Raw genomic sequence first — 25583 nt, 5'->3', positions numbered from 1 at the left:
ATCGGCAGGGCTTCAATGGGGACGTACCCCGCAGATTGAATGCCAAGCAGTAAGGATGCCAATGAAGGCCCTGTATAAAGCCGGCCCCCACGCCGGATTCGAGCTCGTCGAACGGCCCGAACCCGCAGCAGGCCCGGCTGACGTGAAGATCCGGGTCATGACCACCGGAATCTGCGGCACGGATCTGCACATCCAGTCCTGGGACGCCTGGGCGCAGGGGATCATCGAAGCCCCCCTGATTGCCGGCCACGAGTTCTACGGCGAAGTGGTTGAAGTGGGCGAGGACGTCCGGGAGGTCAAGGTCGGGGACAGGATCTCCGGCGAAGGCCACGTGGTCTGCGGCATCTGCCGGAACTGCCGTGCCGGACGCCGCCAGATGTGCATCCACACGGTCAGCGTGGGAGTCCAGCGCGATGGCGCCTTTGCCGAATACGTCGTTATCCCCGAAACCAATGTCTGGGTCCACCATGATCCCTCCGTCACGCCCGAACTCGGTGCCATCTTCGACCCCTTCGGAAATGCCGTCCACACAGCACTCAGCTTCCCGCTGGTGGGCGAGGACGTGCTCATCACCGGCGCAGGCCCTATCGGCCTCATGGCCATCGCCGTGGCCCGCCACGCCGGAGCGCGGAAGATCGTCATTACGGATGTTTCCCGGCCGCGGCTGGACCTGGCACGGCAGCTCGGAGCCGATCTTGCCATCGACGTCTCCACCACCCGGGTGCGCGACGCCCAACGTGAGCTGGGCATGCGCGAAGGCTTCGACGTCGGAATGGAAATGTCCGGCCACCCCTCGGCCCTGCCTGAGATGATCGACAACATGAATCACGGCGGCCGGATCGCCATGCTGGGCCTGCCCAGCCAGGAGATCACCATCGACTGGGGCAAAGTGGTCACCCACATGCTCACGCTCAAGGGCATCTACGGCCGCGAAATGTACGAAACCTGGTACGCCATGAGCGCCATGCTCTCCTCCAATCCGGTGCTGCACGCCGGCATCTCCGCCGTGGTGACGGACACGCTGCCCGCCACGGAATGGGAAAAAGGCTTCGAAATCGCCCGCAGCGGCGTAGGCGGCAAAGTTGTCCTCGACTGGACCCGACTGTAAGGAACCCCATGTACACCTCCATCAAGGACCAGCTGCGCGAAGAACTGGACGGGATCCGCACCGCGGGACTGTACAAGACCGAACGCAGCATCAGCTCGCCCCAGTCCAGCCACATCACCGCCGGGCAGATTGGCGGCCCGGGAGCTGATGTGCTCAATTTCTGCGCCAACAACTACCTGGGCCTGGCCGACCACCCGGACATCATCAGCACCGCCAAGGCCGCCATGGATGAGCGCGGCTTCGGCATGGCCAGCGTCCGGTTCATCTGCGGCACCCAGGACCTTCACCTGGAACTGGAAGCCAAGGTCTCCGCGTTCCTGGGCACCGAGGACACCATCCTGTTCTCCAGCTGCTTCGACGCCAACGGCGGCGTCTTCGAGTCCCTGCTGGGCCCGGACGACGCCGTGATCTCCGACGCGCTCAACCACGCCTCCATCATCGACGGCATCCGCCTCTGCAAGGCCCGCCGCTACCGCTACGCCAACCAGGACATGGCCGAACTCGAGGCCCGCCTGCAGGAGGCACAGGACGCCCGCCGGACACTGATCGTCACCGACGGCGTCTTCTCCATGGACGGCTACCTGGCCCCGCTTGAGGCCATCTGCGACCTCGCCGAAAAGTACGGCGCCATGGTCATGGTGGACGACTCCCACGCGGTGGGCTTCATGGGCGCCACCGGTGCGGGAACGCCCGAGCACGCCGGCGTCTATGACCGGGTGGACATCTACACCGGCACCTTCGGCAAGGCCCTGGGCGGAGCGTCCGGCGGGTACGTCTCCGGACGCGGGGAGATCGTGGCCATGCTGCGCCAGAAGGCGCGGCCCTACCTGTTCTCCAATTCCCTGGCTCCCGCCATCGTGGCCGCCACCCTCAAGGCGCTGGACCTGGTGCAGAACTCGGCCGACCTTCGCCGCCGCCTGTTCGAAAACGCCGGGCTGTTCCGCCGCCGGATGACCGAGGAGGGCTTCGACCTGCTTCCCGGCGAGCACGCCATTGTCCCGGTCATGTTTGGCGACGCCGTCGTGGCGGCCAAGGTGGCGGACCGGATGCTGCAGCATGGCGTCTTCGTCACCGCCTTCAGTTTCCCGGTGGTTCCGCGGGGTGCCGCCAGGATCCGGGTGCAGCTCTCCGCTGCGCACTCAGCGGACGACGTCGAAGCGTGCGTAGGCGCCTTCGTCGCCAGCCGGACCGAGGCAGCAGCCTGACGGGACTCCCCGACGGCGGGGTTTCAGTTCGCTGGAACTCTGTCAGGATGGACGAATGGCAGCACACTACGATGTCCTGATTGTGGGCGGCGGCATCGCCGGCCTGTCCCTGGCGTCCGCCCTCGCCGGCCGCTGCAGCGTTGCGCTGGTGGAGGCGGAGCAGGAACTGGCGTACCACACGTCCTCCCGCTCCGCCCGCCAGCTGATCCCCAGCTACGGGCCTCCCGTGGTGCAGGAGCTTACCGTCCGGACCCTTGAGCTGCTCGCAGCCCGCGACGCGGAATCGCCCGAACCCGTCCTGACGCAGCGCAGTTTCATGCTGGTGGGCTCTGCGGAGGATGTCGCCGCGGAAGCCAGCGGGCACATGCAACCCATTACCGTGGACCGTGCCCTTGAGCTGTGCCCTGCGCTGGTCCCGGGAACCTTTGAAGCCGCCGGACTGGATACCGGCTCCTTTGGCTGCAATGCGCCCCTGCTGCTGGAGGACCACCGCAAGCGGGCGCTCGCCGCCGGAGCCGACATCATCACCGGTGCCCGCGTTCATTCGGCACAACGGCTGGGCTCCGGGTGGCAGGTGGGTGCCGGTGCAGAGGGTTTTGAGGCCTCCGTGCTGGTCAATGCGGCAGGCGCCTGGGCGGACGAACTGGCGGTGCTTAGCGGCGTCGAGAAGCTGGGACTCCAGCCGTACCGGCGCACTGCGGCGATTGCCGCCGTCGACCATCCCTTGCCCGCCGCCACCCCCATGGTCGCAGCGGCGGACAACACGTTCTATTTCCGGCCGGACGGGCAGGACGTGCTGATTTCTCCCTCGGAGACGGTGCCCAGCGGGCCCGAAGATGCGCGCCCGCGTCCCGGCGATGTGGAACGCCTGGTGGAAAAGCTCAATGCGTTCACCAGCCTGGGGATCAGCGGCATCCGCCGGGCATGGACGGGCCTGCGCACGGAAGTAGCGGACGGGTTGCCGGTGGCCGGGTTCGACGCCGAGGCTGCCGGATTCTACTGGCTGGCAGGGCAGGGCGGCTACGGCTTCCAGACCTCGGCCGCGATGGCCGAGCTGGCAGCGGGGCAGATTCTTGCCGCGCTGCACTCTTCCGGCGGTTCCGCCCCTGCTGATGGGGCTGCGGACGGTCCGGAATCCCGGACAGCACAGGCCCTGGCAGCCACACGCTGGTCCATCCGACGCTGAAGAATGATTCCATGAGCACCTTGATCACCAACATCGCCGAGCTGATGACACAGGACCTGGAACACCGGGTCTTGAAGGACGCGGCGGTGGTGGTCGAGGGCGAACGGATCTCCTGGCTTGGGGCAGCGGCCGATGCTCCCGCCGCGGATGACGCGGTCGATGCCGGCGGCCGGGCCATGCTGCCGGGGTGGGTGGACTCGCACAGCCACCTGCTGTTCGCCGGGGACCGCACCGCAGAATTCGAGGCACGGATGGCGGGGGAGGCCTACGCCGCCGGCGGCATCGCCGTCACCATGAACGCCACGCGTGCCACGTCCGATTTCGACCTCACCCGCCTGGCCATGGGGCGGGTGGCCGAGGCCGTATCCCAGGGCACCACTTACCTGGAAACCAAGACCGGCTATGGACTGGACGTTGAGCATGAGGCCCGGAGCGCGCGCATTGCCTCCACCATCGCGGACCAGGTGACCTACCTCGGCGCGCACCTGGTGCCTGCCGGGCAGGATCCGGAGGCTTATACGGACCTGGTCTGCGGGCCGATGCTCGCCGCGGTCCGCCCGTACGTCCAGTGGGCTGACGTCTTCTGCGAGGAGGGCGCGTTCAACGCGGAGCAGTCACGCCGTGTGCTGGTAGCCTGCCGTGACGCCGGGCTGGGGCTGCGCGTGCACGGCAACCAGCTCGGTGAAGGCCCCGGTGTGCAGCTCGCCGTGGAGCTGGGCGCGGCCAGCGTGGACCACGTCAACTACCTTGCAGCGCAGGATGTGAAAGCGCTGGCTGCGTCCTGGTCGGGCTGGGACCCTGCCGTGGGGACGGGGGAGCGGGGCACTGTTGCCACCTGCCTTCCTGCCTGCGACCTGTCCACCCGCCAGCCGTTGGCCCCCGCCCGCGAACTCCTCGACGCCGGTGTGCAGGTGGCCTTGGCATCCAATTGCAACCCGGGCACGTCGTACACCAGCTCCATGGCTTTCTGCGTGACGACGGCCGTGCTCCAGATGCGCCTCAGCGTGCACGAGGCTGTCCGGGCCGCCACCTACGGCGGCGCGCTGGCGTTGCACAAGGAAGCCGGGCGGGATGCCGACGGTGAACGCGCCGTGGGGTCCATCGCCGTCGGACACCGGGCCGACCTGCACTTACTGAACGCGCCGTCCGCCACGCACCTCGCTTACCGGCCGGGGATGCCGCTGACGTACGCTGTCTGGCGGGCCGGAACCCGGGAACGGTAATCAAAGGCACCACTTTGATTGTTCCTGATTGTTTCCCTAGGGTTATAATCAGGAAACGTCATCAGGAGTGGTGGCTGATGTATCGAAAGGCCCGCTTGTATGACGCGTACCGACCGGCTGACGGCGATTCTCGACCTGCTGGCCAAGACCGGGCAGGTGGAGGTTGACGAGATCGTCAGCACCCTCAACGTTTCCCCTGCCACGGCCCGGCGCGACCTGGACAGCCTTGCCAAGCGACGCCTGCTGACGCGGACCCGCGGCGGCGCCACCACGGGCGCCCTCGCATACGACCTGCCGGGACGTTACAACCGCGACGACCATGCCGAAGCCAAGGAACAGATCGCGCAGTGCGCCTCTGCCTTGATCCGGCCGGGTGCGGTGATCGGTCTCTGCGGGGGCACCACCAGCACCGCCCTTGCGCAGATCCTGGCCACCCGCGAGGACCTGAACGCACCCTCAAACCAGCCGACGCTGACAGTGGTGACCAATGCCATCAACATCGCCGGCCAGTTGGCGGTGCGGCCCAACATCAAGGTGATGGTGACCGGCGGCATCCTGAACCCGCGGTCGTACGAGCTCGTGGGCCCTTACACGGACATCATCATGCAGAAGGTGGTGCTTGACATCGCCTTCATCGGTGTCAACGGCATCGATCCGGAGGTGGGACCCACCAACACGGGGGAGGGGGAAGCCTCTGTCAACGCCTTGCTGGCTTCCCGCGCCAGGGTGTCCTACGTCCTGGCTGATTCCTCCAAAGTTGGCGTTCGGGCCTTTGCCACCATGGATGGCTATGACTTCACCCGGCTAATCACTGATTCCGGCATTTCTGCGCGCGACAAGGCAGCGTTCGAAGCCAACGGCACGGAAGTGATCGTCGCACCCGTATAAATCCCTTGGGCTGTGCGCGGCCCGCGTACCGTGCTGTCCAACATCTGCCGCTCCATCAGGCCGGATCCAGAAACTGAAGGCAAGATGGGAACATGCTGGTTCCCTCCCGCCGTCGACTGCGGCTCGAAGTCTGGATCGTCCTGGGCCTGTCCCTGGGCCAGTCCGCTGTCTACTCCGTGGTGCAGCTGCTCGACAAGATGACCCGCGCCCCGCTGGCCGAGGGCACCTCCACCCTGAACCGGTCGCAAAGCACCCGCGAGTACTTCGACCTCACCTACCAGCTGCTGGATATCATCTTTGCGCTGGTTCCAGTACTGCTGGTTCTCTACTTCCTCACCGACCAGCGGCAGGCTTCGCCCGGCAACGCACGCAACTCCGGTTCGGCATTCCAAAAGCTCGGATTCAACTTCGCCCGGCCCGGGAGGGACCTCCTGCAGGGCGTCGGGCTCGCCGCGCTGATTGGCATACCGTCCCTGGGGCTTTACGCGGCCGGCCGGGCCCTCGGCATCACCACCGCCATCATTCCCAGCGCACTGGACTCGTATTGGTGGACTGTTCCGGTCCTGATCCTGTCGGCGATGCGCCACGCGGTGCTCGAGGAAGTCATTGTGGTGGGCTACCTCCTGGACCGCTTCGGCAAGTTCGGGTGGAGCACGCCCCTCGCCATCGCCGTCAGCTCGCTGCTGCGCGGCAGCTACCACCTCTACCAGGGCTTCGGGCCCTTCATTGGAAACGCGGTGATGGGGGTGGTCTTCGCCTGGCTCTACACCCGTACCAAGCTCGTCATGCCATTGGTCATCGCCCACGCGCTGCTGGACATTGTGGCATTCGTCGGCTTCAGCCTCTTCGGTAAGGCCGTAGGGCTGGGATAGTGGCGCCGCGGCCTGGCAGTGGGGCTTAGGGGCTACCTGAGCGGCACAAGTGCTGCGTCCCCGCAATGCCCAACACCACCCACATTCACATGCCCAGCAGCAGCTGCCAGTCCGCCTGCGGGTCAGCGGGCAGCTCGAAAAACTTTGCATGGAACTCATCCCACAAGGGATCAGTGGGGCAAAGCTCGCCGGGGTCCACCATGTTCTCACCTGGCGGTTCTTCGACAGGCGGATCAGGCCACACCGGCATCCCCGCAAGGAACTCTTGCCACAACGGATCCTCCGATAGGTGCGGCCCGCGCCATGGTGGCGCCGTAGCCAGTGGAACGGTGTCAGCAGGTCCTGGCGCGTCGGTGAATCCCGGCATGTCGTTGCGTTCAGTGCTGTCGCCAATGCCAGCCGTGTATTCGCGCGGACCTGACGCGTCGACGGGCGCCGCAACAGCATCCATCGGCAAGCTTCCCGATGGCCACTGGGCCGGTTCGGGGTCGGGGTGTTCTGGGTTGTAGTGCCTGCCTGTTGGTGAGGTCCAGCCGGGTGGTTCATTCTTGTTGGCCGGATCTGGTGTCCATTGGCTGTGGTGTTTGAGTCGATGGTGTTTGGGGCAGAGTTGGGCCAGGTTGCTGACGTTGGTGGTGCCGCCGTGTTGCCAGGCTTGTAGGTGGTCTGTTTCGTTGTCGGGGGTGCGGTTGGTGCAGCCGGGGAAGGTGCACTTGGTGTCGCGCAGCCTGATCCAGCGTTTGATGGTTTCGGTGAGCCGGTAGTTTTTCCGGCCGATTTCCAGTGGTGCCCCGTCGCGGGGGTCGATCAGGACCCGGTAGAACGAGTCCGCCCCGTCGGCGACAAGTTTGCGCGCCATGGACGCCGGGATTGGTCCGAAGCCGTCCAGTACGGCGGGTTCATCGGTCTGACCGAGCAGGGCGAACACGGGCACGGTGACCAGGACGTCGGCCCGCGGCGCAGGGACCTTCCCGACCCCGGTGACACCCTCCGTGCCCTGAATGCCGAGGCCGGGACCGTCTTCCTCGGCGTGGCCGGCGCCGAGGAGCAGCGATGCTGCGATGTCGGGGCGGAGTTGGGTAAGGGTGCGGGGTTCGTCTGGTCCCTGGAGGCCGCGGGCGGTCGCGGTGGTCCGGTTCCAGATGGCGCAGGCGGTGTCCCCGGGCAAGTAGAGGGAGATCCAGGCCATACCGTCCTTGTCCGGGGTGTATTCCATCCGCCGGTCAGCCACACCCTTTACATGGCGCTTCTCGATCGAGTCGGGGTGGTGGCGTTCCCGCCAGCCACGCACCTTCGCCCGGAACCGGGACGGAACAAGCTCGCCGGGGGCCGCGCCGCGGGCGGGCTGGGGTGCAGCCGGGTCGAAGAAGTGCGCCACCAACGCCAGGGCGCCCTCGGTGGTGAGGCCTTCAGTCTCATCGGCGACAATCCGGGCGTGCTGCCAGGACATGTCCCCGGCGGACAGTGCATCGAACACCAGCGGCAGGGAGCAGATCCGGCGTGAGTGCTCCACCAAAGCGCCCGCGGCCGCCGAGCTGATGGTCAGCACCCCGGCGATCTCCTCCACCACCGACATGTCCGCGTAAGTGCGGTCCTGGACAGTGGCGTCCGGCGGCGTCATCGCCTGCTGGAAGGCAACGGCTTCGGCAGTATCCAGCGCCTTCATCGCGGCGAGCTGCGCCTCCAGCCGGGCCGCAACCTCCAGCCGTTCCAGCCGGATCTCATACCGCCGTTGAAGCACGTCAACACGGGAACCAATGCCGGCGCCGGCAGCCAGGGAAGTATCTTCGAAATCCAGCGCATCGATGGCAGCAACAGAGGCACGAACACCCTCCAAAACCACCTCAACACCACCGCTGATTCCCATGCCCACATCATCCAACGAGGCACTGACATCCAAAGTGTGCGCGGTTCATGCTGGCGTCCTTCATAGCGGCGCAGGGAGCAGCTTCTTAAATTAATTCGGCCGCCATTGGCTGGTGACGCCGTTGTCACCACCCAATGGCGGCCGAAGTTTGCCCGGGGCACAACCCGGGGACCTCCCCGAAGTGATCCGGGGAGGAACGGGGGAGGGTCAGATGGTGACGGCTCCGTTGGCGGTTTCAAAGGTGACCGAGAGGATGCCCGGGGTTCCGTGCGGGGCGACCCACTCCACCGCAACGTCCTCGAGCGGCTTCTCCACCGGCTCACCCAGCCACTCGGTGACGCGCGAGGCGGAACCGGCGATGGTCAGGCAGCTCATCTTGAGGTTGCTCTCGTACGCGTGGGACGGGTGGAGCGAGGGATCGCCCTCCCACTTGAGCATGTACGGCACCTGGGGATCGGCGATGAGGCCCAGGATGCCAATCTGCTTCCAGACCAGTTCGCGGCCGTCCGGGAACTTGCGGTTGCCGTTCACGGCAGCGCGGCCCAGGCGTTCCTCGAAGGGGGCGAGGTCGTCCACTTCGACGCACCAGCCCATCCAGCCGCCACCAGCAGCGGAGCGGGCACGTACTGCCTGTCCGAACGGTGCCTTGTCCGATGCCGGGTGGTCCAGGACCTCAACGACTTCGAGGTACTTGTGGCCGGCGAGCGGGATGATCATATTCCGGGTTCCGAAGCGGGGGTGTACGCCACCCTTCACTGCCTCAACGCCGAGGGCAGTTGCAATACGTTCGGTAGTGGCCGCGAGGCCATCGTGTTCACAGGCGTAAGAGACGTGATCCATGCGCATGCGAACATCTTGGCACTTTGTGATCGGGCTCTCAGCTAAGGGTACCCTTACTAGCATTACCGGTGCCCGGCGCCCTCGTTATTCGGCCGAGACAGTGGCCGGAAGACCATGTTCGTCACAATGCTGTCCACGGCAACCGTCCGGTTCCTAGACTGGGCCCAGGTCATGAGTGCCAGCGCCAAGCCCCGGCTCGCTGGCCGGCAACCCTCCATCCGCGGTGGGGTGCCCCGGGTGAAGACCTGGCTCTTCGGCAACAGCCGGGAGCAAGCGCGGCCCGTACTGCCGGTGAGCATGCCGGGCCCATGTCAAAGGAGATTTGGATGTCCAACGGATGGTCCTTCGAAACCCGCCAGATCCATGCAGGCCAGGCGGCGGACAGCGCCACGGGTGCCCGCGCCCTGCCCATCTACCAGACCACGTCATTCGTCTTTCCCAGCGCTGAAAGCGCCGCCAACCGTTTTGCCCTGGCTGAACTTGCGCCCATCTATACCCGCATCGGCAATCCCACCCAGGACGCCGTCGAGCAACGGATTGCCAGCCTCGAAGGAGGCCTGGCCGCGCTGCTGCTGAGCTCCGGGCAGGCCGCCGAAACCTTCGCTGTCCTGAACATCGCGGAGGCAGGGGACCACATCGTGGCCAGCCCCAGCCTTTACGGCGGAACCTACAACCTGTTCGCGCACACGCTGAAGAAGTTCGGCATCTCGGTGACCTTCGTGGCCGATCCGGACAACCTGGACCAGTGGCGCGATGCCGTGCAGCCCAACACCAAGCTCTTCTTCGGTGAAGTGGTCTCCAACCCGCGCCAGGATGTCCTGGACATCGAAGGCATCTCCGAGGTGGCCCACCAGGCCGGAGTTCCTCTCATCGTGGACAACACCTTGTCCACCCCTTACCTGATCCGCCCGCTGGAGTGGGGCGCGGATATTGTCCTGCACTCGGCCACCAAGTACCTGGGCGGCCACGGCTCGGCCATCGCCGGAGTCATCGTCGATTCCGGCAAGTTCGATTTCGGCAAGGACCCGGAACGGTTCCCCGGCTTCAACACCCCGGACCCCACCTACAACGGCCTGGTCTACGCCCGCGATCTCGGTGAAGGCGGCGCACTCGGCGCCAACCTCTCCTACATCCTCAAGGCCCGTGTGCAGTTGCTGCGCGACCTCGGCTCAGCCGTCTCGCCCTTCAACGCGTTCCTGATTTCCCAGGGCCTGGAGACGTTGAGCCTGCGGGTGGAGCGCCACGTTGCGAACGCCACGGAAGTGGCGCGTTGGCTGGAGGCAAGGGACGACGTCGAATCCGTCGCCTACGCGGGGCTGCCCTCCAGCCCCTGGTACGAGCGTGGCCGCAAGTACGGACCCAAGGGGACGGGCGCCGTCGTGGCCTTCAACCTGGCCGGCGGGGCAGAGGCGGGCAAGCGCTTCGTCGACGCCCTGGAGCTGCATTCCCACGTGGCCAACATCGGCGACGTCCGCTCCCTGGTCATCCACCCCGCGTCCACCACGCACAGCCAGCTCTCGCCGGAGCAGCGGGTTGTGGCCGGCGTGCACCCGGGCCTGGTCCGGCTTTCCGTTGGCCTGGAGCACATCGACGACATCCTGGCCGACCTGGAGGCAGGCTTCCGGGCAGCCAAGGGCGCCGACGCGTAGCCCCAAACGCGCGCGTCGCAGCATGTGCCGGCCGGCAAACCGGGAAGTCACAACCAGTCATACTCTTGGCCTGGAGTGGGGGGTGTTTCGTACACTCGAACCAGGTCATGAGTGCCAGTGACAGCCCCGGCTTGCTGGCCGGCAACCCTCCATCCGCGGTGGGGTGCCCCGGGTGAGGACCTGGCCTGCCGGTCAGACGACGGCAGGCAAGCGCGTAGAAGAGGTCTTGCCATGACGGTTACCGTCGCCCGAACCACCATCCCCGAACACGGAATCGTCCGTTACGCCTCCATCGGGGGTCTGGAACTCGAAGCCGGGGGATACCTCCCGGACGTCACCCTGGCCTACGAAACCTGGGGGACGCTCAACGCGGACGCCAGCAACGCCATCCTGATCGAGCATGCGCTGACCGGCAGCACCCACGTGACCCGCGGCGACACCGACGAAGAAGGTTGGTGGGAACAGCTGGCGGGCCCCGGCGCTCCCGTGGACACGGACCGCTTCTTCGTGGTGTCCATCAATATCGTCGGCGGCTGCTATGGATCCACTGGCCCGTCATCACCCGCGCCGGACGGAAAGCCCTGGGGCTCCAGGTTTCCCCTCGTCACGCTGCGCGACAGTACGGTTGCCGAGGCAAGGCTCGCGGACCAGCTGGGCATCAAGAGCTGGTTCGCCGTCCTCGGCGGATCCATGGGGGGTGCCCGCGCCCTGGAATGGGCGGTGACGTACCCGGAAAGGGTGGAGCGCTGCGCGGTGATCTCCGTGGGAGCCGCCAGTACTGCCGAACAGATTGCCTTCGCGCAGGCCCAGACGCTGGCCATCCGGCAGGACCCCAATTTCAACGGCGGGGACTACTACGGCGGTCCGTGCCCGGAAGACGGGCTGGCGCTCGCCCGGCGCATCGCCCACATCACCTACCGGTCGGCTGCCGAACTGGAAGGCCGCTTCGGCCGGGCACCCCAGGCGCCCGAGTCGCCCCTGCAGGGGGAAGTTCTTGCCTCCCGCGGCCGCTACCAGGTGGAAAGCTACCTGGACCACCAGGGCAACAAGCTGGTGAAGCGCTTCGATGCCAACAGCTATATCGCCCTGACCGAGGCACTGATGAGCCACGATGTGTGCCGGGGACGGGGAACCTTGGCCGAAACCCTCGCCGCCTCCACGGCACGGTTCTTCGTGGCCGCCGTCGACTCGGACCGGCTCTATTTTCCGTCGCAGTCCCACGAACTGGCCCAGGCGCTGCCCGGGGACGTGGACGTCCATGTCATCCAGGCACCGATCGGGCACGACGGGTTCCTCACCGAGATCGGGCAGTTGGGCGGCCGGCTGCGGAGCAGCTTCCTGGTCTAGGCGCCGCCTGGCGCACAGCCCTTAATGTGCATTCCTGCAGATGCGTTCTGCACTAATCGGCGTTGAGGTTGCGCCGCGGGCAGACCATACTCATCGAATCCGGCTTTCGTGGTGTGCATCACACCCGTCTGCCATTGACTGGTCCCCGTGGTGTCGACGTCGACGCCGAAGGAGTTCGCATGAGTACGGAAAGCTCCGCCGCAAGGCGTACAGAGGAAACCGACGTCAAGGCCTCAGGCCTTAAGAAAGTGGTGACGGCCTCCATGGCCGGCACGGTCGTGGAATGGTACGAGTTCTTCCTCTACGCATCGGCCGCCACCCTGGTGTTCGGGAAGGCCTTCTTCCCCAACGCCGGCACGGAACTGGACGGCATCATCGCCGCCTTCCTCACCTATGCCGTCGGTTTCGTCGCACGCCCTATCGGCGGCATTGTCTTTGGCCACTTCGGCGATAAGTTCGGCCGCAAGCAGTTGCTGCAGCTGAGCATCATCCTGGTGGGGGTCTCCACCTTCCTCATGGGCTGCCTGCCCACCTTCGGACAGATCGGCTACTGGGCGCCCGCGCTGCTGGTCTTCCTGCGGTTCGCCCAGGGCTTCGCCGTGGGCGGGGAATGGGGCGGCGCCGTGCTCCTCGTGGCAGAGCACAGCCCCAGCAAGTCCCGCGGCTTCTGGGCCAGCTGGCCGCAATCTGCAGTGCCGCTGGGCAACCTGCTGGCCACGGCCGTGCTGTTCGTCCTCTCCTCCACGCTGACGCAGGACGCGTTCCTGGGCTGGGGCTGGCGCGTGGCGTTCTGGCTCTCCGCCGTGATCGTCATCATCGGTTACTACATCCGCACCAAGGTCAACGACGCTCCCATCTTCCTGGAGGCCCGCAAAGAGGTGGACGCCGGCCACAAGGGCTACGGCGTAGCCGAGGTGTTCCGGCGCTACCCGCGCGGCGTCTTCACCGCCATGGGCCTGCGCTTCGCGGAAAACATCCTCTACTACCTGGTGGTCACGTTCTCCATCACCTACCTGAAGACGGTGGTGCAGGCTGACACCACGCGGATCCTGCTGCTGCTGCTCCTTGCGCACGCCGTCCACTTCGCCGTCGTGCCCATGGTGGGCAAGCTGTCGGACCGCTTCGGCCGCAAGCCCGTCTACATGGCCGGCGCCATCATGGGTGCCACCTGGGGCTTCTTTGCCTTCCCCATGATGGACACCAAGAACGATGTCATCATCCTGGCGGCCATCATGATCGGCCTGGTGTTCCACGCCTTCATGTATGCCGGGCAGCCCGCCATCATGGCGGAAATGTTCCCCACCCGGATGCGGTATTCCGGCGTCTCCCTGGGATACCAGGTGACGTCCATCGTGGCGGGCTCGCTGGCGCCGATCATCGCCGCGTCCCTGCTGGGTACCTACAAGTCCTCCGTCCCGGTGGCGGTGTACCTGCTCATCGCGTGTGCCATCACCGCCGTCGCGGTCTTCTTCCTGAAGGAAACCCGGGGCATCTCGCTGCACGACGTTGACGCGGCCGACGCCAAGGGCACGGCAGACCTGCTCGCTGCCAGCAAGAAGTAGGCACATGAAAGCCGCCGTCCTCTATTCCACCGTTCCCGCCCCGGCCAGCGCCGAGGGAAAACAGAGCTACGCCGAGTCCCGGCCCCTGCTGGTGCAGGAGCTGGAGCGGCCGGAGCCGCGCGCCGGTGAGCTCGGAGTTTCCATCACCTACTCGAGCCTGTGCCATTCGGACCTGTCCGTCGTGGACGGTTCACGCGTCCGGCCCCTTCCCATGGCCCTGGGACACGAGGCCGTGGGGCGGGTGGTGTCCGTGGGCGACGGCGTCTCCGACGTATCCGTGGGGGACCATGTGGTTCTGGTGTTCGTGCCCAGCTGCGGCCAGTGCCGGGCCTGCCTTTCCGGCAGGCCCGCGCTCTGCCACCGGGCAGCTGAGGTGAATGGATCCGGAGACCTGCTCCATGGTCCGGCACTGTTGCGGACGCCGGCGGGGGAGCGGATCAACCACCACCTGGGCGTTTCCGCCTTCGCTGACTACGCGGTGGTTGCGCGGGAATCAGTGGTGGTGATTGACGACGACGTCCCGGACACCGTGGCGGCGATGTTTGGTTGCGCCGTGCTCACCGGAATGGGAGCGGTGTTCAACACCGCCGCAGTCGGCCCCGGCCAGTCCGTGGCAGTGTTCGGCCTGGGGGCGGTGGGCCTGTCCGCCGTGATGGCGGCCCGCCTGGCAGGGGCCACAAGCGTCATCGCCATCGACCCCAACCAGGGGAAGCACCAGCTGGCCCGCAACGCCGGGGCCACCGCGGTAGGGACGCCGGAGGACGCAGGGCGGCTGATTGAGGAAGCAGCCGGCGACGGCGTCGACGTCGCCATTGAAGCGGTGGGCTCAGCCGGTGTCATCGCATCCTGCCTTCAGCGGGTCACCAGGGGTGGCGCGGTGGTCTCCGTGGGCCTGCCCCACCCCTCCGCAGAGTTGACGGTGCCGGCCCTGCAGTTCGCCGGGGCCGGCAAGCGGCTGCTGGGCTCCTACATGGGCGACGCCGTTCCAGCGCGGGACATCCCCAGGTACCTCGGGTACTGGCGGGACGGCAAACTGCCGGTTGAGCTGCTGCACACCGACACCCGGCCACTCAGCGAGATCAACGAGGGCCTTGATGCGCTCGCAGCGGGACAGGTAGTGCGGCGGCTCTTCCGGGCCTGAACTGTCAGGCCCGGTTCTTCACCCTTCCCGGTTCCTCACCCGGCGAGCAGCAACGAGCGCTCCTTCACCTCGTCCTTCAGGGCCGCGATCACGGCCTGCACCCGCGCTGACCGGAGCGACTCCGGCCGTGCAACGGCCCAGATGGGCAGCTGGCGCTCAAAATCACCTGGCAGGACGGGGACGAAATCTTCACGGTCTCCCACCATGAAGTTCGGCAGCAGCCCAATGCCGGCGCCCTGGCGCACCGCCTCCACCTGGGCGAACACGCTCGTGGCCTGGAAGCTTGTCCTGGGCGTCGGAAGCTGTGATGACCAGCGGGGCCCAAGCTCCGCCACCTGGAGTGCAGACTCCACGTAAGAGACAAACGCGTGCTGCCCCACGTCGTCGAGCGTTTCCGGCAGGCCGTGCTGCGCGGCATAGCCGGGGCTGGCGTAGAGGCGCAGGTAGTAGTTGCTCAGGAAGATGGTCTGCGCGGTGCTGACGTCGGCCCGGCCCACCACGATCTCCAGGTCCACCCCTGACCGGTTCTGGCTGACTTTCCGGGTGGCACTCAGCATCTCGATGTTCAGCTGCGGGTTCTGCTGCTGGAGCCGCACCAGCGACGGGGTGACGAACACGGCTCCCACTCCGTCCGTGGTGGCGACCCGGACCAGGCCGGCAAGGGCACTCTGGTCCTGGCTGATCAGGCCCGACAACGAGCCAAGGGTGCTTTCGATCGCCTCCGCCGCCTCTACCGCGGCCGCACCAAGCTTCGTCAGCTCCCAGCCGTGTGGGCTGCGCTCCAGGGTACGCCCGCCCAACTGTTTGTCCAGGGCCAGGATCCGGCGGGAAATGGTGGTGTGTGTGGTGCCCAGGGTCTCGGCCACCGCATTGAACCGGCCCAGGCGCGCCACGGTCAGCAGGATGAGCAGGTCGTCGGGGCTGGGCAACCGTCTCGAATCCACGGGCGGCCTTCCTCTTGTGTGCATCAATGCACAGAGCGTCTGTAATTTTTCCCCTTGATTGCACTCTAGCAGGGTGTGATCGTAGACACAGACATGCCGGCAGCAACGCCGGAATGGAAGCAAAGGAGCTTACGCATGGCAGTTATCGGATGGATCGGCCTGGGCAACATGGGCGGCCACATGTCGGTGAACCTGGTGAAGGCCGGGCACGATGTGCGCGGCTTCGACCTCAACCCCGCGGCACTGGCAGCCGCCGAGGCAGGCGGCGTCAAGCGTGCAGCCAGCATCGCCGAAGCGGTGGACGGCGCGGACGCCGTCTTCACCATGCTGCCCAAGGGTGAACACGCCCGCGCCGTCTACCTTGGGGAGGACGGTGTTCTGAAGCACGCGGATACCCGCACGCTGCTCATCGACTCCTCCACCATCGACATCGCCTCCGCGCAGGAACTGCACGACGCCGCTGCTGCCGCCGGCTTCCGCTTCGTGGACGCCCCGGTGTCCGGCGGAATGAGCGGCGCCGAGGCCGGAACCCTGACGTTCATGGTGGGCGGTGAAGAGGGTGCCGTCAAAGACGCCTCGGGCTACATCGGGCCCATGTCCGGAAACATCATTCCCACGGGTGGCCCCACCACGGGCCAGGCAGCCAAGATCTGCAACAACCTGATGCTCTTCATCAACCTCGCCTCCACCGCGGAGGGTGCTGTCCTGGCTGACCGGCTGGGCCTGGACAAGCAGGTCTTCTGGAACATCGCCTCGGTCTCGTCGGGGGACTCCTGGGCGCTCCGGACCTGGTACCCGGTCCCCGGAGTGGTTCCCACCGCGGCCTCCAACAACGACTTCGCACCCACATTCACCACCGAGCTCGCGAACAAGGACATCGGCCTGGCCATCAGCGCCGCCGAGGACACCGGCACGCCGCTGGAGATTGGCAAACATGTCCAGCAGCTGTTCCAGCGGCTCATTGATGCCGGTGATGCGGGCAAGGACTGCTCCATGATCATCAAGCTCGTGGACGGCTCGCTCCAGCCCGCCGACGGGACGCCGTCCAACTAACCGCGCCGTCCAACGCAGACACGCAGTCCAACGTAGACACGCAGTCCAACCAACCACGCCGCAAGAACCGCAGGAAAAGAGACACCCTTGGAAACGATTCCGCACTACATCAACGGCGCCCGCGTCACCGATGCCGACCGCTTCGGTCCGGTCTTCAACCCCGCCACCGGCCAGCAGGAGAAGCAGGTGGCGCTCGCCTCGGCGGCACGGACAGAGGAAGCCATCGCCGCAGCCCGCGCCGCGCTGCCGGCCTGGCGGGCCACCAGCCTGGCCAAGCGCACCACCATCTTCTTCAAGGTCCGCGAGATCCTCACCCAGCGAAAGTCCGAGCTCGCGGCGATCCTCACCAGCGAGCACGGCAAGGTCCTCTCCGACGCCGAAGGTGAAATTGCCCGCGGCCTGGAGAACATCGACTTCGCCACAGGCCTGTCCCACATGCTCAAAGGCGAACGCTCGGAGCAGGTCTCCAGCGGCATCGACGTGCACTCCGTCCGCCAGCCGGTGGGCGTGGTGGCGTGCATTACCCCGTTCAACTTCCCGGCCATGGTGCCGCTGTGGATGATCGGCAGCGCCCTGGCGTGCGGCAACACGGTGCTGCTGAAGCCCAGTGAGAAGGATCCGTCGGCGGCCGTCTTCATCGCAGAGGCCTTCGCCGAGGCGGGCCTGCCGGCCGGGGTCCTGAACGTGGTCCAGGGGGACAAGGAAGCGGTCGACGTCCTGCTCGAGCACCCTGAGGTGAAGGCAGTCAGCTTCGTGGGCTCCACCCCCGTGGCCCAGTCCATCTACAAGCGGGCAGCTGAGCACGGCAAGCGGGTGCAGGCCCTGGGCGGCGCGAAGAACCACATGGTGGTGCTTCCCGACGCCGACCTGGACATGGCTGCCGACGCGGCGGTTTCCGCCGCCTACGGTTCCGCCGGTGAACGCTGCATGGCCGTCAGCGTCCTGGTGGCCGTGGGCAACATCGCCGACGACCTGGTGAAGGCGATATCCAGCCGCATGGCAGACCTGAAGATCGGTGCGGGAACCGACCCCGCCTCGCAGATGGGTCCCCTGATCACCGCGGAGCACCGCGACCGGGTGGCATCCTACGTTTCAGGTGCCGAAGGCGAAGGGGCCACCGTAGTGGTGGACGGCCGCTCCCAGCAGTTCGACTCCGACGGGTTCTTCATTGGGGTCAGCCTGGTGGACCACGTCAAGCCGGGCATGAAGGTGTACGACGACGAGATTTTCGGCCCCGTCCTGTCCGTGGTCCGGGTCGATACCTACAGCGACGCGGTGCAGCTGGTCAATGACAACCAGTTCGGCAACGGCACGGCCATCTTCACCCGCGACGGCGGGGCGGCGCGGCAGTTCGAGTTCGACGTTGAGGCAGGCATGGTGGGCGTCAACGTCCCCATCCCGGTCCCGGTGGGCACGTTCTCGTTCGGCGGCTGGAAGAACTCGCTGTTCGGCGACACCCACATGTACGGGCCCGACAGCATCCGGTTCTACACCCGCGGCAAAGTGGTGACCACCCGCTGGCCGGACCCCTCCACCTCCGTGATCGACCTGGGCTTCCCGCAAGTGGACTAGGCAAGTGGATTAAGCACCACGACCTGGCACGCGGATTAAACAACAACAGACCGGGTTAAGAAACAACAGGCCGGGGACCGTCATTCGGTCCCCGGCCTGTTGTGTGCAGGGGCTGTTAAGCACCAGGGCGGCTAGCCATTCATGATGTCGCCACGGCGCTTCATGTACTCCTCCATGGACAACTCACCGTTGCTGTACTGCTGGTCCAGCTCCGCGAGTTTCCGCGCCCGGTATCCTTGCGGGCCTGAGGGTGGCGGGGGAGTGGCGGGTCCGGAAGACTGCTCCGGTCCCTGCTGCTGGTAGGGCGCTTGGTACGCCTGCTGCTGGTAGGGCGGCTGCTGGGGCTGCTGCTGGAACGGCGGTTCCTGCCCGAAGCCCTGCGACCCAGCGCCATAACGGGGGTCCGTCATGGGCGGCTGCCCGTACTGGTACGGCACGGGCGGCTGGCCCTGCTGGCCGGGCCGGCCGAAGCCGCCGGAGAAGTAGTCCTGCTGGGTGTACCCGTCCCGCGGCTGGTTGCTCTGCGGCCCGGCGGAACCGGGGAACTGGCCATAGCCCGGGAACTGGTTGGAACCAGGGAACTGGTTCGGACCTGGAAACTGGCCGGGCAAGCCCTGGCCCCGGTCCCGCCGTGCCATGGATCGCCGGTACGCCCGCATGGCCATGGGGACAACGAAGGACAGGATAATGATCCAGAAAAACAAGCTGCTCACGGTGCCGCGCCTCTCGAGTGTTGTCCTTCCAGCCTAACCCCGGAAAGCGTTACCGGCGGCTGGGTTCCGAGGTTCCCAACGGACCCTCGCCGGAACCCAACGGGACGCCCGGGCCAAAGATGGGACCCGGCGTCGGCCGCTTTGCCATGACGCCATCACCCGAGGACTGGCGCCGCAGCCGGCGCAGCACCCACGGCACGAAATATTCGCGTGCCCACACGAAGTCCCCGCTCCGGGCCTCCCGCCACGTGCGCGGCGGCAGAGGCTTGGGCTGCAGCGGTTCCAGCGAATGCTGAACGTTCAGCGCGTCCAGCACCATGGCGGCAATCGTGTGGTGCCCCAAGGGGGAGAAGTGCAGGCGGTCCTGGTCCCACATCTGCGGGTCGCTCAGCTGCCGCAGCGACCACATGTCCGCGATGACCGCGTCATGCCGGGCTGCCACCGTCCGCAGGTTCTCGTTGTAGATGGCCACCTTGCTGCGGATCCTGCCCAGCACGGAGGAACCCGTGTCCGGCCCGTTGAACAGCACCACCGTGGCGCCGCCCATGGACAGGATCTGGACCACGGAGTCGAGTTTCTCGGCCAGGGCATCAGGGTCGCCTCCGGGGCGGATGAGATCGTTCCCGCCGGCGGAGAGGGTGACCAGGTCCGGCTTCAGCTCCAGGGCCGGGGCCAGCTGCTGGTCCACGATCTGCTGCAGCAGCCTGCCGCGGACGGCAAGGTTGGCGTATGCGAAATCCGGCTGGGTGCGGCCCAGCTCTTCGGCAACGCGGTCGGCCCAGCCGCGGTGGCCGCCGGGGCTTGAGGGTTCGGGGTCGCCGATGCCCTCGGTAAAGGAGTCGCCCATCGCCACATACCGGGTCCAGGGGTGGGAACCGGGGTGCGCGGACGGGGTCTGGATGGCACTTGCGTCAGTCACGGTCCTATCCTGCCTTCCGTCTTGCTGCCTACGCGAACGTAGGTTGTTACTTTCCGGTAACTGTAAGAATGGAAACCATGACTGACGCCGAAGTATTTCCTGCCCCCGTTGTCCTGTGGTCCCATCCGGAAGACCAGCGCGCCGGCAAGCCGCTGCTGGTGCTGCTCCACGGCTACGGCGCCAATGAGCAGGACCTGCTCAGCCTGGCCGACCTGCTGCCCGGGGACTTCGCCGTAGCGTCGCTGCGGGCGCCGATCGCCATGGGCCCCGGCTTCACCTGGTTCCCGCTGACGGCCTCGATCGAGTACTCGCTGGAACGGGTCAAGAAGGCTTCGGCCTACGTGCTGGAGTGGATCGACACCATCCGGGTGGGGCATCCGTCCGTCACCCTGCTGGGTTTCTCCATGGGCATGGCGATGGCCACCACGCTCCTGCGCCAGCGGCCCACGGACTTCGCCGCCGTCGTCGGACTGTCAGGCTTCGTGGTGGACGCCGCCGATGACCCCACGTTCAAGGACGCCGAGCTGGACGGAACCGTGCCCATGTTCTGGGGCCGGGACCAGCAGGACCCCGTGATCACCCAGGACAAAATCGAGTTCACCATGGGCTGGGTGCGCAGGCACGTCAAGCTCACCAAGGTGCTCTACACCGGCATGTGGCACGGCATCAACCAGCAGGAGATCGGGCACGTGGGGGAGTTCCTCACCCACGAAGTGCTCAACAAATAGGACGTACGACGGCGCGCGGCGGCTTGGGCGTCCCGGGCGCCCCGCCGGCGCCGTCAGTCAGCGTTGGGCGCGACCACCCGGACGCTCTGGCCGTTGACCGTGACGGTGTCTCCGTTGTGCAGCTGGCGGCCGCGGCGGTCATCGATCTCGCCGTTGACCTTGACCAGGCCGTTCTTGATGAGCTCAGCGGCCTCCACCCCGTCCTCAACGAGGTTGGCGAGCTTCAGCAGCTGGCCAAGCCGGATCATGCTGTCGCGGATGGGGACGTCCTCAATGGGGTTGCTCATAGAGCAATAATGCCTGAACTAAGGTGGATTCAATGACCTCCCCTTCGCGCCTGCCGGCACTTGCAGGCCTGCCCCTGGCCGTGGGTTCCGGCCTGGCCATCCCCGTCCAGGGCCGCATCAACGGGGCGCTGGGCGCCCGCCTCAATGACGGAATCGCCGCGGCGGCCGTGAGCTTCAGCACAGGCCTGCTGGTCATGATCGTCATTTCCCTGGTCCTGCCGCGGGGACGGGCAGGCCTGGCCGCCATCATCCCGGCCGTCCGCAACCGTGCCTTTCCCCGCATCTACGTGGTGGCCGGTGCCATCGGTGCGTTGTTCGTCTTTGCCCAGTCCTTCACCGTGGGCATCCTCGGTGTGGCACTGTTCACCGTGGCCACCGTCACCGGACAGACTGTCAGCGGCCTGCTGGTGGACCGGCTGGGAATCGGGCCGGCTGGAAAGAAATCCGTCACCGGCATCCGCATCATTGGCTGCATCCTGACCATCGCCGCCGTCGCCTGGGCGGTGTCGCCCCGATTCAGCAGCGGAGGCTCAGGGGACGGGGCCGTCGGGTTGCTGCTTCCCCTCCTGCTGCCCGTGGCGGCGGGGTTCCTCATGAGCTTCCAGCAGGCCATGAACGGCACCGCCACCCTCCACTACGGCACTCCCATTGCCGCCACGCTGGTTAACTTCGTGGCCGGCTGCACCGTGCTCTGGGTCGCGTTGGCCGTGAAGCTCGCGGTGGCCGGCCCCGCCAACCCGCTGCCGGGGGAGTGGTGGTACTACCTGGGCGGCCCCATGGGCTGCGTGTTCATTGGGCTGGGCGCCCTCCTGGTCCGTAGCCTGGGCGTACTGGTCACCGGGCTGGGCATGATCGCGGGCCAACTGCTCGGCTCGCTGGCCCTGGACCTGGCGCTGCCCGCCCCGGGCACCGTCGTGGCCCCGGCCACCGTGCTGGGAACTCTGCTCACGCTCGGCGCCATTGTCCTGGCCACCCTGCCGTGGCCCCGGGGCGCGCTGCGCAGGCAGCGGCCGGTACGCTAGGACACAAGCTTTCCACGATCTTCCTTCATCCGCCCCGACCCGCTGCCCTGCGCCCCAGGTGAAAGGCAGCGCCGGGCCTGACAACCCGCGGACCGCACCCAGCGGCCCTGTAGAAATTGGAGTTACCCCATGGCAGCAAAATCCGTCCTCGACCAGGTCATTTCCCTCTCCAAGCGGAGGGGCTTCGTGTTCCAGGCCGGTGAGATCTACGGCGGTTCGCGCTCTGCCTGGGATTACGGCCCCCTCGGTGCCGAGCTGAAGGAAAACATCAAGCGCCAGTGGTGGCAGTCCGTGGTCCGCGGCCGCGAGGACGTGGTGGGCCTGGACTCCTCCGTGATCCTGCCCCGCCAGGTATGGGAAGCCTCCGGCCACGTGGACGTCTTCTCCGACCCCCTGGTGGAATGCCTCTCCTGCCACAAGCGCTACCGGGCCGACCACCTCGAGGAGGAATACGAGGAAAAGAAGGGCCGCCCTGCCGAGAACGGCCTGAAGGACATTGCCTGCGCCAACTGCGGCACCCGCGGCCAGTGGACCGAACCGCAGGAGTTCTCCGGCCTGCTCAAGACCTACCTGGGGCCGGTGGCCAGCGAAGAGGGCCTGCACTACCTGCGCCCCGAAACCGCGCAGGGCATCTTCGTGAACTTCAACAACGTGCTCACCACCTCGCGGAAGAAGCCGCCGTTCGGCATCGGCCAGATCGGCAAGTCCTTCCGCAACGAGATCACGCCCGGAAACTTCATCTTCCGCACCCGCGAGTTCGAGCAGATGGAGATGGAGTTCTTCGTCGAGCCCGGCACCGATGAGGAATGGCATCAGTACTGGATGAAGGAGCGCATGGCCTGGTACACCGGCCTGGGCATCCGCGAGGAGAACCTGCGCTTCTTCGAACACCCCAAGGAAAAGCTGAGCCACTACTCCAAGGGCACCACGGACATCGAGTACCGCTTCGGTTTCCAGGGCTCGGAGTGGGGCGAGCTGGAAGGCATCGCCAACCGCACCGACTTCGACCTCTCCACCCACGCCAAGGCCTCCGGCACGGACCTGAGCTACTTCAACCAGGCCACCAACGAGCGCTACACCCCGTACGTCATCGAGCCGGCGGCCGGCCTGACCCGTTCCTTCATGGCGTTCCTGGTGGACGCCTACACCGAGGACGAGGCCCCCAACGCCAAGGGTGGCGTGGACGTGCGCACGGTACTGAAGCTGGACCCGCGCCTGGCGCCGGTCAAGGCCGCCGTGCTGCCGCTGAGCCGCAACGAGGACCTGTCCCCGAAGGCCAAGGCCCTGGGCGCGCAGCTGCGGAAGAACTGGAACATCGACTTCGACGACGCCGGCGCAATCGGCCGCCGCTACCGCCGCCAGGACGAGATCGGCACCCCGTTCTGCATCACCGTGGACTTCGATACCCTCGAGGACCAGGCCGTCACCATCCGCGAGCGGGACACCATGAGCCAGGAACGCGTCTCCCTGGACAAGGTGGAAGGCTACCTGGCGGCACGGCTGATCGGCGCCTGAGCATGGCCATCGAATACCGCGAATGGCGGGACGGCGACGACCTTGCCCTGCTGGAAATCTGGGGCGGTCCGGAGACCGCGCAGGCCCGCCAGTTCCGCGGCGCCCTCGCCGTGTCCTCCAACGGAGGAAACGGCACGCCGTGGCGCCGCTGCATCGTGGCCGAGGACGTCGTTGACGGCGTCGGCATCCCCGTCGCGGCCGGCGTCGTCTATGAAGCCTCCCTGCACCCGGAACGCCTGTGGACGTACGTTGAAGTCGCGCGGGACCACCGCCGCAACGGCATCGGTGCCACCCTCCTGGCCATGCTGCGCCGCGAGGCCGGCCACGCGCCGTCGGGCGTTTCCAAGCTCCGCGCCAAGGTAGAGCCGGGCAGCCCCGGCGCCGCATTCGCCGAAGCCGCCGGGCTGGCACCCATCCAGCGTTCACGGCTGGTCATTGTGGAGCCGGGAGCCCTCCGGCTGCCCGTGTTCCCGGACAAGGACCACGGCGGCCGCCCCATCGACGGTGAGAACGCCGGTTCGGACATCGTCATGGACCTGGCCACCGGCTCGGTGGAGCTGACTGACGTGGTGGGCCGCTACTACACCTCCATCCACGGCTGGGACTCTCCGGGGGTCCTCTCCGTGGGCCAGGTGCAGAAGCTCTTCCTGGACGAGCTCACCGGTGCGCACGGTGCCATCGTGCTCCGCGCCCAGCCGGAATCCGCGTTCGGCCAGGGTGTGGCACCCAGCAAGAAGGGCCGCATCCGGGCGTTCGCGGTCAGCTACGCCGCCCCCGCCGGGCCTGACGACGCACCCAACGCGGAGGTGGGCCCGGGCGTGGACACGCCCACGGACGTTTTCGTTGGCCACGAGCCCTCGCTCGATGCTGATGATGCCGCCGAGGCGGTACGGGACATACTCGCCCTGATCGCCTACCAGCACCCGGTCATGCTGGAACTGGACGATTCGATGACGGCCCTGCGCGCCGCCGTCGAGCCCCTCCTGGAGAGCGGCAAAGCCCGCCTGGCGGGCGCGGAGACCCTGGTGGTCTCCGACTAGGCCATTTCCGGCCCACGGCATGGCGCCACGTGCCGTTCCCGGACGGCACGTGGCGCCGTCGTTTAAGCCGGCTACTTGGTGCGGGGAGCACGACGGCGGCCCGCGGCTGCGTCGGCAGCGTCCAGCAGCTGCCGTTCGGCGTCAGTTGGTGCACCGCCGCCCAGCCGTGCCGGTATCCACCATGCCCCGGGTTCCGGCCGGAGCGGAAAGCCGGCGATGCAGCGGTCGATTCCCGCCTGCAGCGTGCCGCGCAAAGCTTCCGTTGCCGCCTCAACGTCGACGCCGGCCGGAAATACCACCGGCTCGTCCACATGGACCCGGATTGGCGCCCGCCAGCTGCGGCGGAAGGAGAAGCCGTGCCCGCGGGTCAGGATGCGGTGGGCGCCCCAGATGGATACCGGAATGACCGGAACCCCCGCCTCCGCCGCCATCCGGACAGCCCCCGTGCGGCATTCGCGGACGGTGAAGCTCCTGCTGACCCCAGCCTCGGGGAACACTGCCAGGTATTCGCCTTCCCGCAGCCTGGCCACGGCAGCGGCGTAAGCGTCTGCGCGGCCGGTATATCCCACCACCACATGGCCGCTGGCGCTGATGGCGGGGCCCGCCAGCCAATGGTCCGCCGCGCCCTGGTGGACCAGGAACCGCAACTGGGCCCGGGTGCGGCGCCACAGGAGCAGTTCGACCACCGCAAAATCCACGTAGCCGAAGTGTGTCACGGCGAACACCGCGCCGTGCCCGCGGACGGCCTTCCGGGAGGGACCGCGGGCCGGTCCCTGGGCAGGCAGGTGCTCCAGGCCGGTGGCTTGAATGTCCAGTTGCAGGGCCCAGCGCAGGAACTGGCCCGTGCGGACGATCAGGCGGTAGAAGTGGTCGTTGGCCGGGGGGCGCCAGGGCACGGGTCC

General features: G+C 66.9%; 23 protein-coding genes and 2 riboswitches. Of the genes, 16 read left to right on the top strand and 7 right to left on the bottom strand.

The window, feature by feature from the left end; all coding sequences use genetic code 11:
* The first annotated feature begins 61 nt into the window (after positions 1 to 61).
* The 6 genes from tdh (at position 62) to AB0280_RS13395 (ending at position 6482) form a co-directional block, all read left to right on the top strand.
* Positions 62 to 1108: an L-threonine 3-dehydrogenase gene (gene tdh, locus AB0280_RS13420; RefSeq protein WP_366367484.1), complete on the top strand. Its 1047-nt coding sequence runs from the start codon at positions 62 to 64 to the stop codon at positions 1106 to 1108.
* Positions 1109 to 1116: 8 nt separating this feature from the next.
* The gene (locus tag AB0280_RS13415) at positions 1117 to 2313 is read left to right on the top strand and encodes a glycine C-acetyltransferase (RefSeq protein ID WP_366367483.1); all 1197 of its coding nucleotides are present in this window, start codon (positions 1117 to 1119) and stop codon (positions 2311 to 2313) included.
* A 55-nt stretch (positions 2314 to 2368) separates the two neighbouring features.
* A complete protein-coding gene (locus AB0280_RS13410; protein ID WP_366367482.1) occupies positions 2369 to 3499 on the top strand; it encodes an NAD(P)/FAD-dependent oxidoreductase in 1131 nt (376 codons plus the stop codon).
* 11 nt (positions 3500 to 3510) lie between these two features.
* Entirely contained in the window at positions 3511 to 4722 is a 1212-nt protein-coding gene (gene hutI / locus AB0280_RS13405; RefSeq protein ID WP_366367480.1) for an imidazolonepropionase, read from the top strand.
* A 99-nt stretch (positions 4723 to 4821) separates the two neighbouring features.
* On the top strand, positions 4822 to 5610 hold the full coding sequence (locus tag AB0280_RS13400; RefSeq protein WP_307492387.1) for a DeoR/GlpR family DNA-binding transcription regulator: 789 nt from the start codon (positions 4822 to 4824) through the stop codon (positions 5608 to 5610).
* Positions 5611 to 5702: 92 nt separating this feature from the next.
* Complete coding sequence (locus AB0280_RS13395; RefSeq protein WP_366367478.1) at positions 5703 to 6482, top strand: CPBP family intramembrane glutamic endopeptidase; 780 nt, start codon at positions 5703 to 5705, stop codon at positions 6480 to 6482.
* 85 nt (positions 6483 to 6567) lie between these two features.
* On the opposite strand, the gene AB0280_RS13390 is transcribed toward AB0280_RS13395, so the two are convergent.
* The gene (locus AB0280_RS13390; RefSeq protein ID WP_366367476.1) at positions 6568 to 8349 is read right to left on the bottom strand and encodes an HNH endonuclease signature motif containing protein; all 1782 of its coding nucleotides are present in this window, start codon (positions 8347 to 8349) and stop codon (positions 6568 to 6570) included.
* 207 nt (positions 8350 to 8556) lie between these two features.
* The gene (locus AB0280_RS13385; protein ID WP_141161063.1) at positions 8557 to 9195 is read right to left on the bottom strand and encodes a VOC family protein; all 639 of its coding nucleotides are present in this window, start codon (positions 9193 to 9195) and stop codon (positions 8557 to 8559) included.
* A 161-nt stretch (positions 9196 to 9356) separates the two neighbouring features.
* Positions 9357 to 9471, top strand: a riboswitch (SAM riboswitch).
* A 44-nt stretch (positions 9472 to 9515) separates the two neighbouring features.
* Here AB0280_RS13385 and AB0280_RS13380 point away from each other — a divergent pair.
* The 4 genes from AB0280_RS13380 (at position 9516) to AB0280_RS13365 (ending at position 14888) form a co-directional block, all read left to right on the top strand.
* The gene (locus tag AB0280_RS13380; protein WP_366367474.1) at positions 9516 to 10838 is read left to right on the top strand and encodes a bifunctional o-acetylhomoserine/o-acetylserine sulfhydrylase; all 1323 of its coding nucleotides are present in this window, start codon (positions 9516 to 9518) and stop codon (positions 10836 to 10838) included.
* Positions 10839 to 10941: 103 nt separating this feature from the next.
* A riboswitch (SAM riboswitch) is annotated at positions 10942 to 11057 on the top strand.
* Positions 11058 to 11069: 12 nt separating this feature from the next.
* Positions 11070 to 12185 carry a homoserine O-acetyltransferase MetX gene (metX, locus tag AB0280_RS13375; protein WP_366367472.1) on the top strand — a complete coding sequence of 372 codons (1116 nt, stop codon included), beginning with the start codon at positions 11070 to 11072 and terminating at the stop codon, positions 12183 to 12185.
* 179 nt (positions 12186 to 12364) lie between these two features.
* Positions 12365 to 13747 carry an MFS transporter gene (locus AB0280_RS13370; RefSeq protein WP_224025538.1) on the top strand — a complete coding sequence of 461 codons (1383 nt, stop codon included), beginning with the start codon at positions 12365 to 12367 and terminating at the stop codon, positions 13745 to 13747.
* Between the two features lie 4 nt (positions 13748 to 13751).
* Positions 13752 to 14888: a zinc-binding dehydrogenase gene (locus AB0280_RS13365; RefSeq protein WP_366367470.1), complete on the top strand. Its 1137-nt coding sequence runs from the start codon at positions 13752 to 13754 to the stop codon at positions 14886 to 14888.
* 35 nt (positions 14889 to 14923) lie between these two features.
* Here AB0280_RS13365 and AB0280_RS13360 read toward each other — a convergent pair whose 3' ends face one another.
* The gene (locus AB0280_RS13360) at positions 14924 to 15856 is read right to left on the bottom strand and encodes a LysR family transcriptional regulator (protein ID WP_159632417.1); all 933 of its coding nucleotides are present in this window, start codon (positions 15854 to 15856) and stop codon (positions 14924 to 14926) included.
* A gap of 111 nt (positions 15857 to 15967) precedes the next feature.
* Here AB0280_RS13360 and mmsB point away from each other — a divergent pair, with 111 nt between their 5' ends.
* Both mmsB and AB0280_RS13350 read left to right on the top strand, forming a co-directional pair.
* Positions 15968 to 16885 (top strand): 3-hydroxyisobutyrate dehydrogenase, encoded by a 918-nt coding sequence (mmsB, locus tag AB0280_RS13355; protein WP_159632416.1) that lies wholly within the window; start codon positions 15968 to 15970, stop codon positions 16883 to 16885.
* 87 nt (positions 16886 to 16972) lie between these two features.
* Entirely contained in the window at positions 16973 to 18457 is a 1485-nt protein-coding gene (locus AB0280_RS13350) for a CoA-acylating methylmalonate-semialdehyde dehydrogenase (RefSeq protein ID WP_366367468.1), read from the top strand.
* Between the two features lie 131 nt (positions 18458 to 18588).
* Here the strand turns inward: AB0280_RS13350 and AB0280_RS13345 are convergent, their stop codons facing one another.
* Both AB0280_RS13345 and AB0280_RS13340 read right to left on the bottom strand, forming a co-directional pair.
* Positions 18589 to 19170, bottom strand: a complete 582-nt coding sequence (locus AB0280_RS13345; protein WP_307492367.1) for a hypothetical protein — start codon at positions 19168 to 19170, stop codon at positions 18589 to 18591.
* 49 nt (positions 19171 to 19219) lie between these two features.
* On the bottom strand, positions 19220 to 20089 hold the full coding sequence (locus AB0280_RS13340; protein ID WP_159632413.1) for an SGNH/GDSL hydrolase family protein: 870 nt from the start codon (positions 20087 to 20089) through the stop codon (positions 19220 to 19222).
* Between the two features lie 77 nt (positions 20090 to 20166).
* On the opposite strand from AB0280_RS13340, the gene AB0280_RS13335 reads away from it, so the two are divergent.
* Positions 20167 to 20817 carry an alpha/beta hydrolase gene (locus AB0280_RS13335; protein WP_307492364.1) on the top strand — a complete coding sequence of 217 codons (651 nt, stop codon included), beginning with the start codon at positions 20167 to 20169 and terminating at the stop codon, positions 20815 to 20817.
* Positions 20818 to 20870: 53 nt separating this feature from the next.
* Here AB0280_RS13335 and AB0280_RS13330 read toward each other — a convergent pair whose 3' ends face one another.
* Positions 20871 to 21104, bottom strand: a complete 234-nt coding sequence (locus tag AB0280_RS13330) for an RNA-binding S4 domain-containing protein (protein ID WP_159632411.1) — start codon at positions 21102 to 21104, stop codon at positions 20871 to 20873.
* 32 nt (positions 21105 to 21136) lie between these two features.
* Between AB0280_RS13330 and AB0280_RS13325 the strand changes: the two genes are divergently transcribed.
* The 3 genes from AB0280_RS13325 (at position 21137) to AB0280_RS13315 (ending at position 24681) form a co-directional block, all read left to right on the top strand.
* Positions 21137 to 22126 (top strand): DMT family transporter, encoded by a 990-nt coding sequence (locus tag AB0280_RS13325; protein ID WP_307492361.1) that lies wholly within the window; start codon positions 21137 to 21139, stop codon positions 22124 to 22126.
* 129 nt (positions 22127 to 22255) lie between these two features.
* The gene (locus tag AB0280_RS13320; protein ID WP_307492359.1) at positions 22256 to 23641 is read left to right on the top strand and encodes a glycine--tRNA ligase; all 1386 of its coding nucleotides are present in this window, start codon (positions 22256 to 22258) and stop codon (positions 23639 to 23641) included.
* 2 nt (positions 23642 to 23643) lie between these two features.
* On the top strand, positions 23644 to 24681 hold the full coding sequence (locus tag AB0280_RS13315; protein WP_275180356.1) for a GNAT family N-acetyltransferase: 1038 nt from the start codon (positions 23644 to 23646) through the stop codon (positions 24679 to 24681).
* A 71-nt stretch (positions 24682 to 24752) separates the two neighbouring features.
* Here the strand turns inward: AB0280_RS13315 and AB0280_RS13310 are convergent, their stop codons facing one another.
* Positions 24753 to 25577 (bottom strand): lysophospholipid acyltransferase family protein, encoded by an 825-nt coding sequence (locus tag AB0280_RS13310; protein ID WP_307492355.1) that lies wholly within the window; start codon positions 25575 to 25577, stop codon positions 24753 to 24755.
* Positions 25578 to 25583 lie beyond the last annotated feature (6 nt).

The sequence above is a fragment of the Pseudarthrobacter sp. 902506025 genome (genome assembly GCF_040702325.1).
Lineage (GTDB): Bacteria > Actinomycetota > Actinomycetes > Actinomycetales > Micrococcaceae > Arthrobacter.
Note: the sequence above shows the minus strand (reverse complement) of the source record. Positions and strands in the feature narration are given on the sequence as shown.

Coding starts and splice junctions, on each gene's coding strand:
- tdh (WP_366367484.1), top strand. CDS start 62: ATGAAGGCCCTGTATAAAGCCGGCCCCCACGCCGGATTCGAGCTCGTC.
- AB0280_RS13415 (WP_366367483.1), top strand. CDS start 1,117: ATGTACACCTCCATCAAGGACCAGCTGCGCGAAGAACTGGACGGGATC.
- AB0280_RS13410 (WP_366367482.1), top strand. CDS start 2,369: ATGGCAGCACACTACGATGTCCTGATTGTGGGCGGCGGCATCGCCGGC.
- hutI (WP_366367480.1), top strand. CDS start 3,511: ATGAGCACCTTGATCACCAACATCGCCGAGCTGATGACACAGGACCTG.
- AB0280_RS13400 (WP_307492387.1), top strand. CDS start 4,822: ATGACGCGTACCGACCGGCTGACGGCGATTCTCGACCTGCTGGCCAAG.
- AB0280_RS13395 (WP_366367478.1), top strand. CDS start 5,703: ATGCTGGTTCCCTCCCGCCGTCGACTGCGGCTCGAAGTCTGGATCGTC.
- AB0280_RS13390 (WP_366367476.1), bottom strand. CDS start 8,349: ATGGGAATCAGCGGTGGTGTTGAGGTGGTTTTGGAGGGTGTTCGTGCC.
- AB0280_RS13385 (WP_141161063.1), bottom strand. CDS start 9,195: ATGCGCATGGATCACGTCTCTTACGCCTGTGAACACGATGGCCTCGCG.
- AB0280_RS13380 (WP_366367474.1), top strand. CDS start 9,516: ATGTCCAACGGATGGTCCTTCGAAACCCGCCAGATCCATGCAGGCCAG.
- metX (WP_366367472.1), top strand. CDS start 11,070: ATGACGGTTACCGTCGCCCGAACCACCATCCCCGAACACGGAATCGTC.
- AB0280_RS13370 (WP_224025538.1), top strand. CDS start 12,365: ATGAGTACGGAAAGCTCCGCCGCAAGGCGTACAGAGGAAACCGACGTC.
- AB0280_RS13365 (WP_366367470.1), top strand. CDS start 13,752: ATGAAAGCCGCCGTCCTCTATTCCACCGTTCCCGCCCCGGCCAGCGCC.
- AB0280_RS13360 (WP_159632417.1), bottom strand. CDS start 15,856: ATGCACACAAGAGGAAGGCCGCCCGTGGATTCGAGACGGTTGCCCAGC.
- mmsB (WP_159632416.1), top strand. CDS start 15,968: ATGGCAGTTATCGGATGGATCGGCCTGGGCAACATGGGCGGCCACATG.
- AB0280_RS13335 (WP_307492364.1), top strand. CDS start 20,167: ATGACTGACGCCGAAGTATTTCCTGCCCCCGTTGTCCTGTGGTCCCAT.
- AB0280_RS13330 (WP_159632411.1), bottom strand. CDS start 21,104: ATGAGCAACCCCATTGAGGACGTCCCCATCCGCGACAGCATGATCCGG.
- AB0280_RS13325 (WP_307492361.1), top strand. CDS start 21,137: ATGACCTCCCCTTCGCGCCTGCCGGCACTTGCAGGCCTGCCCCTGGCC.
- AB0280_RS13320 (WP_307492359.1), top strand. CDS start 22,256: ATGGCAGCAAAATCCGTCCTCGACCAGGTCATTTCCCTCTCCAAGCGG.
- AB0280_RS13315 (WP_275180356.1), top strand. CDS start 23,644: ATGGCCATCGAATACCGCGAATGGCGGGACGGCGACGACCTTGCCCTG.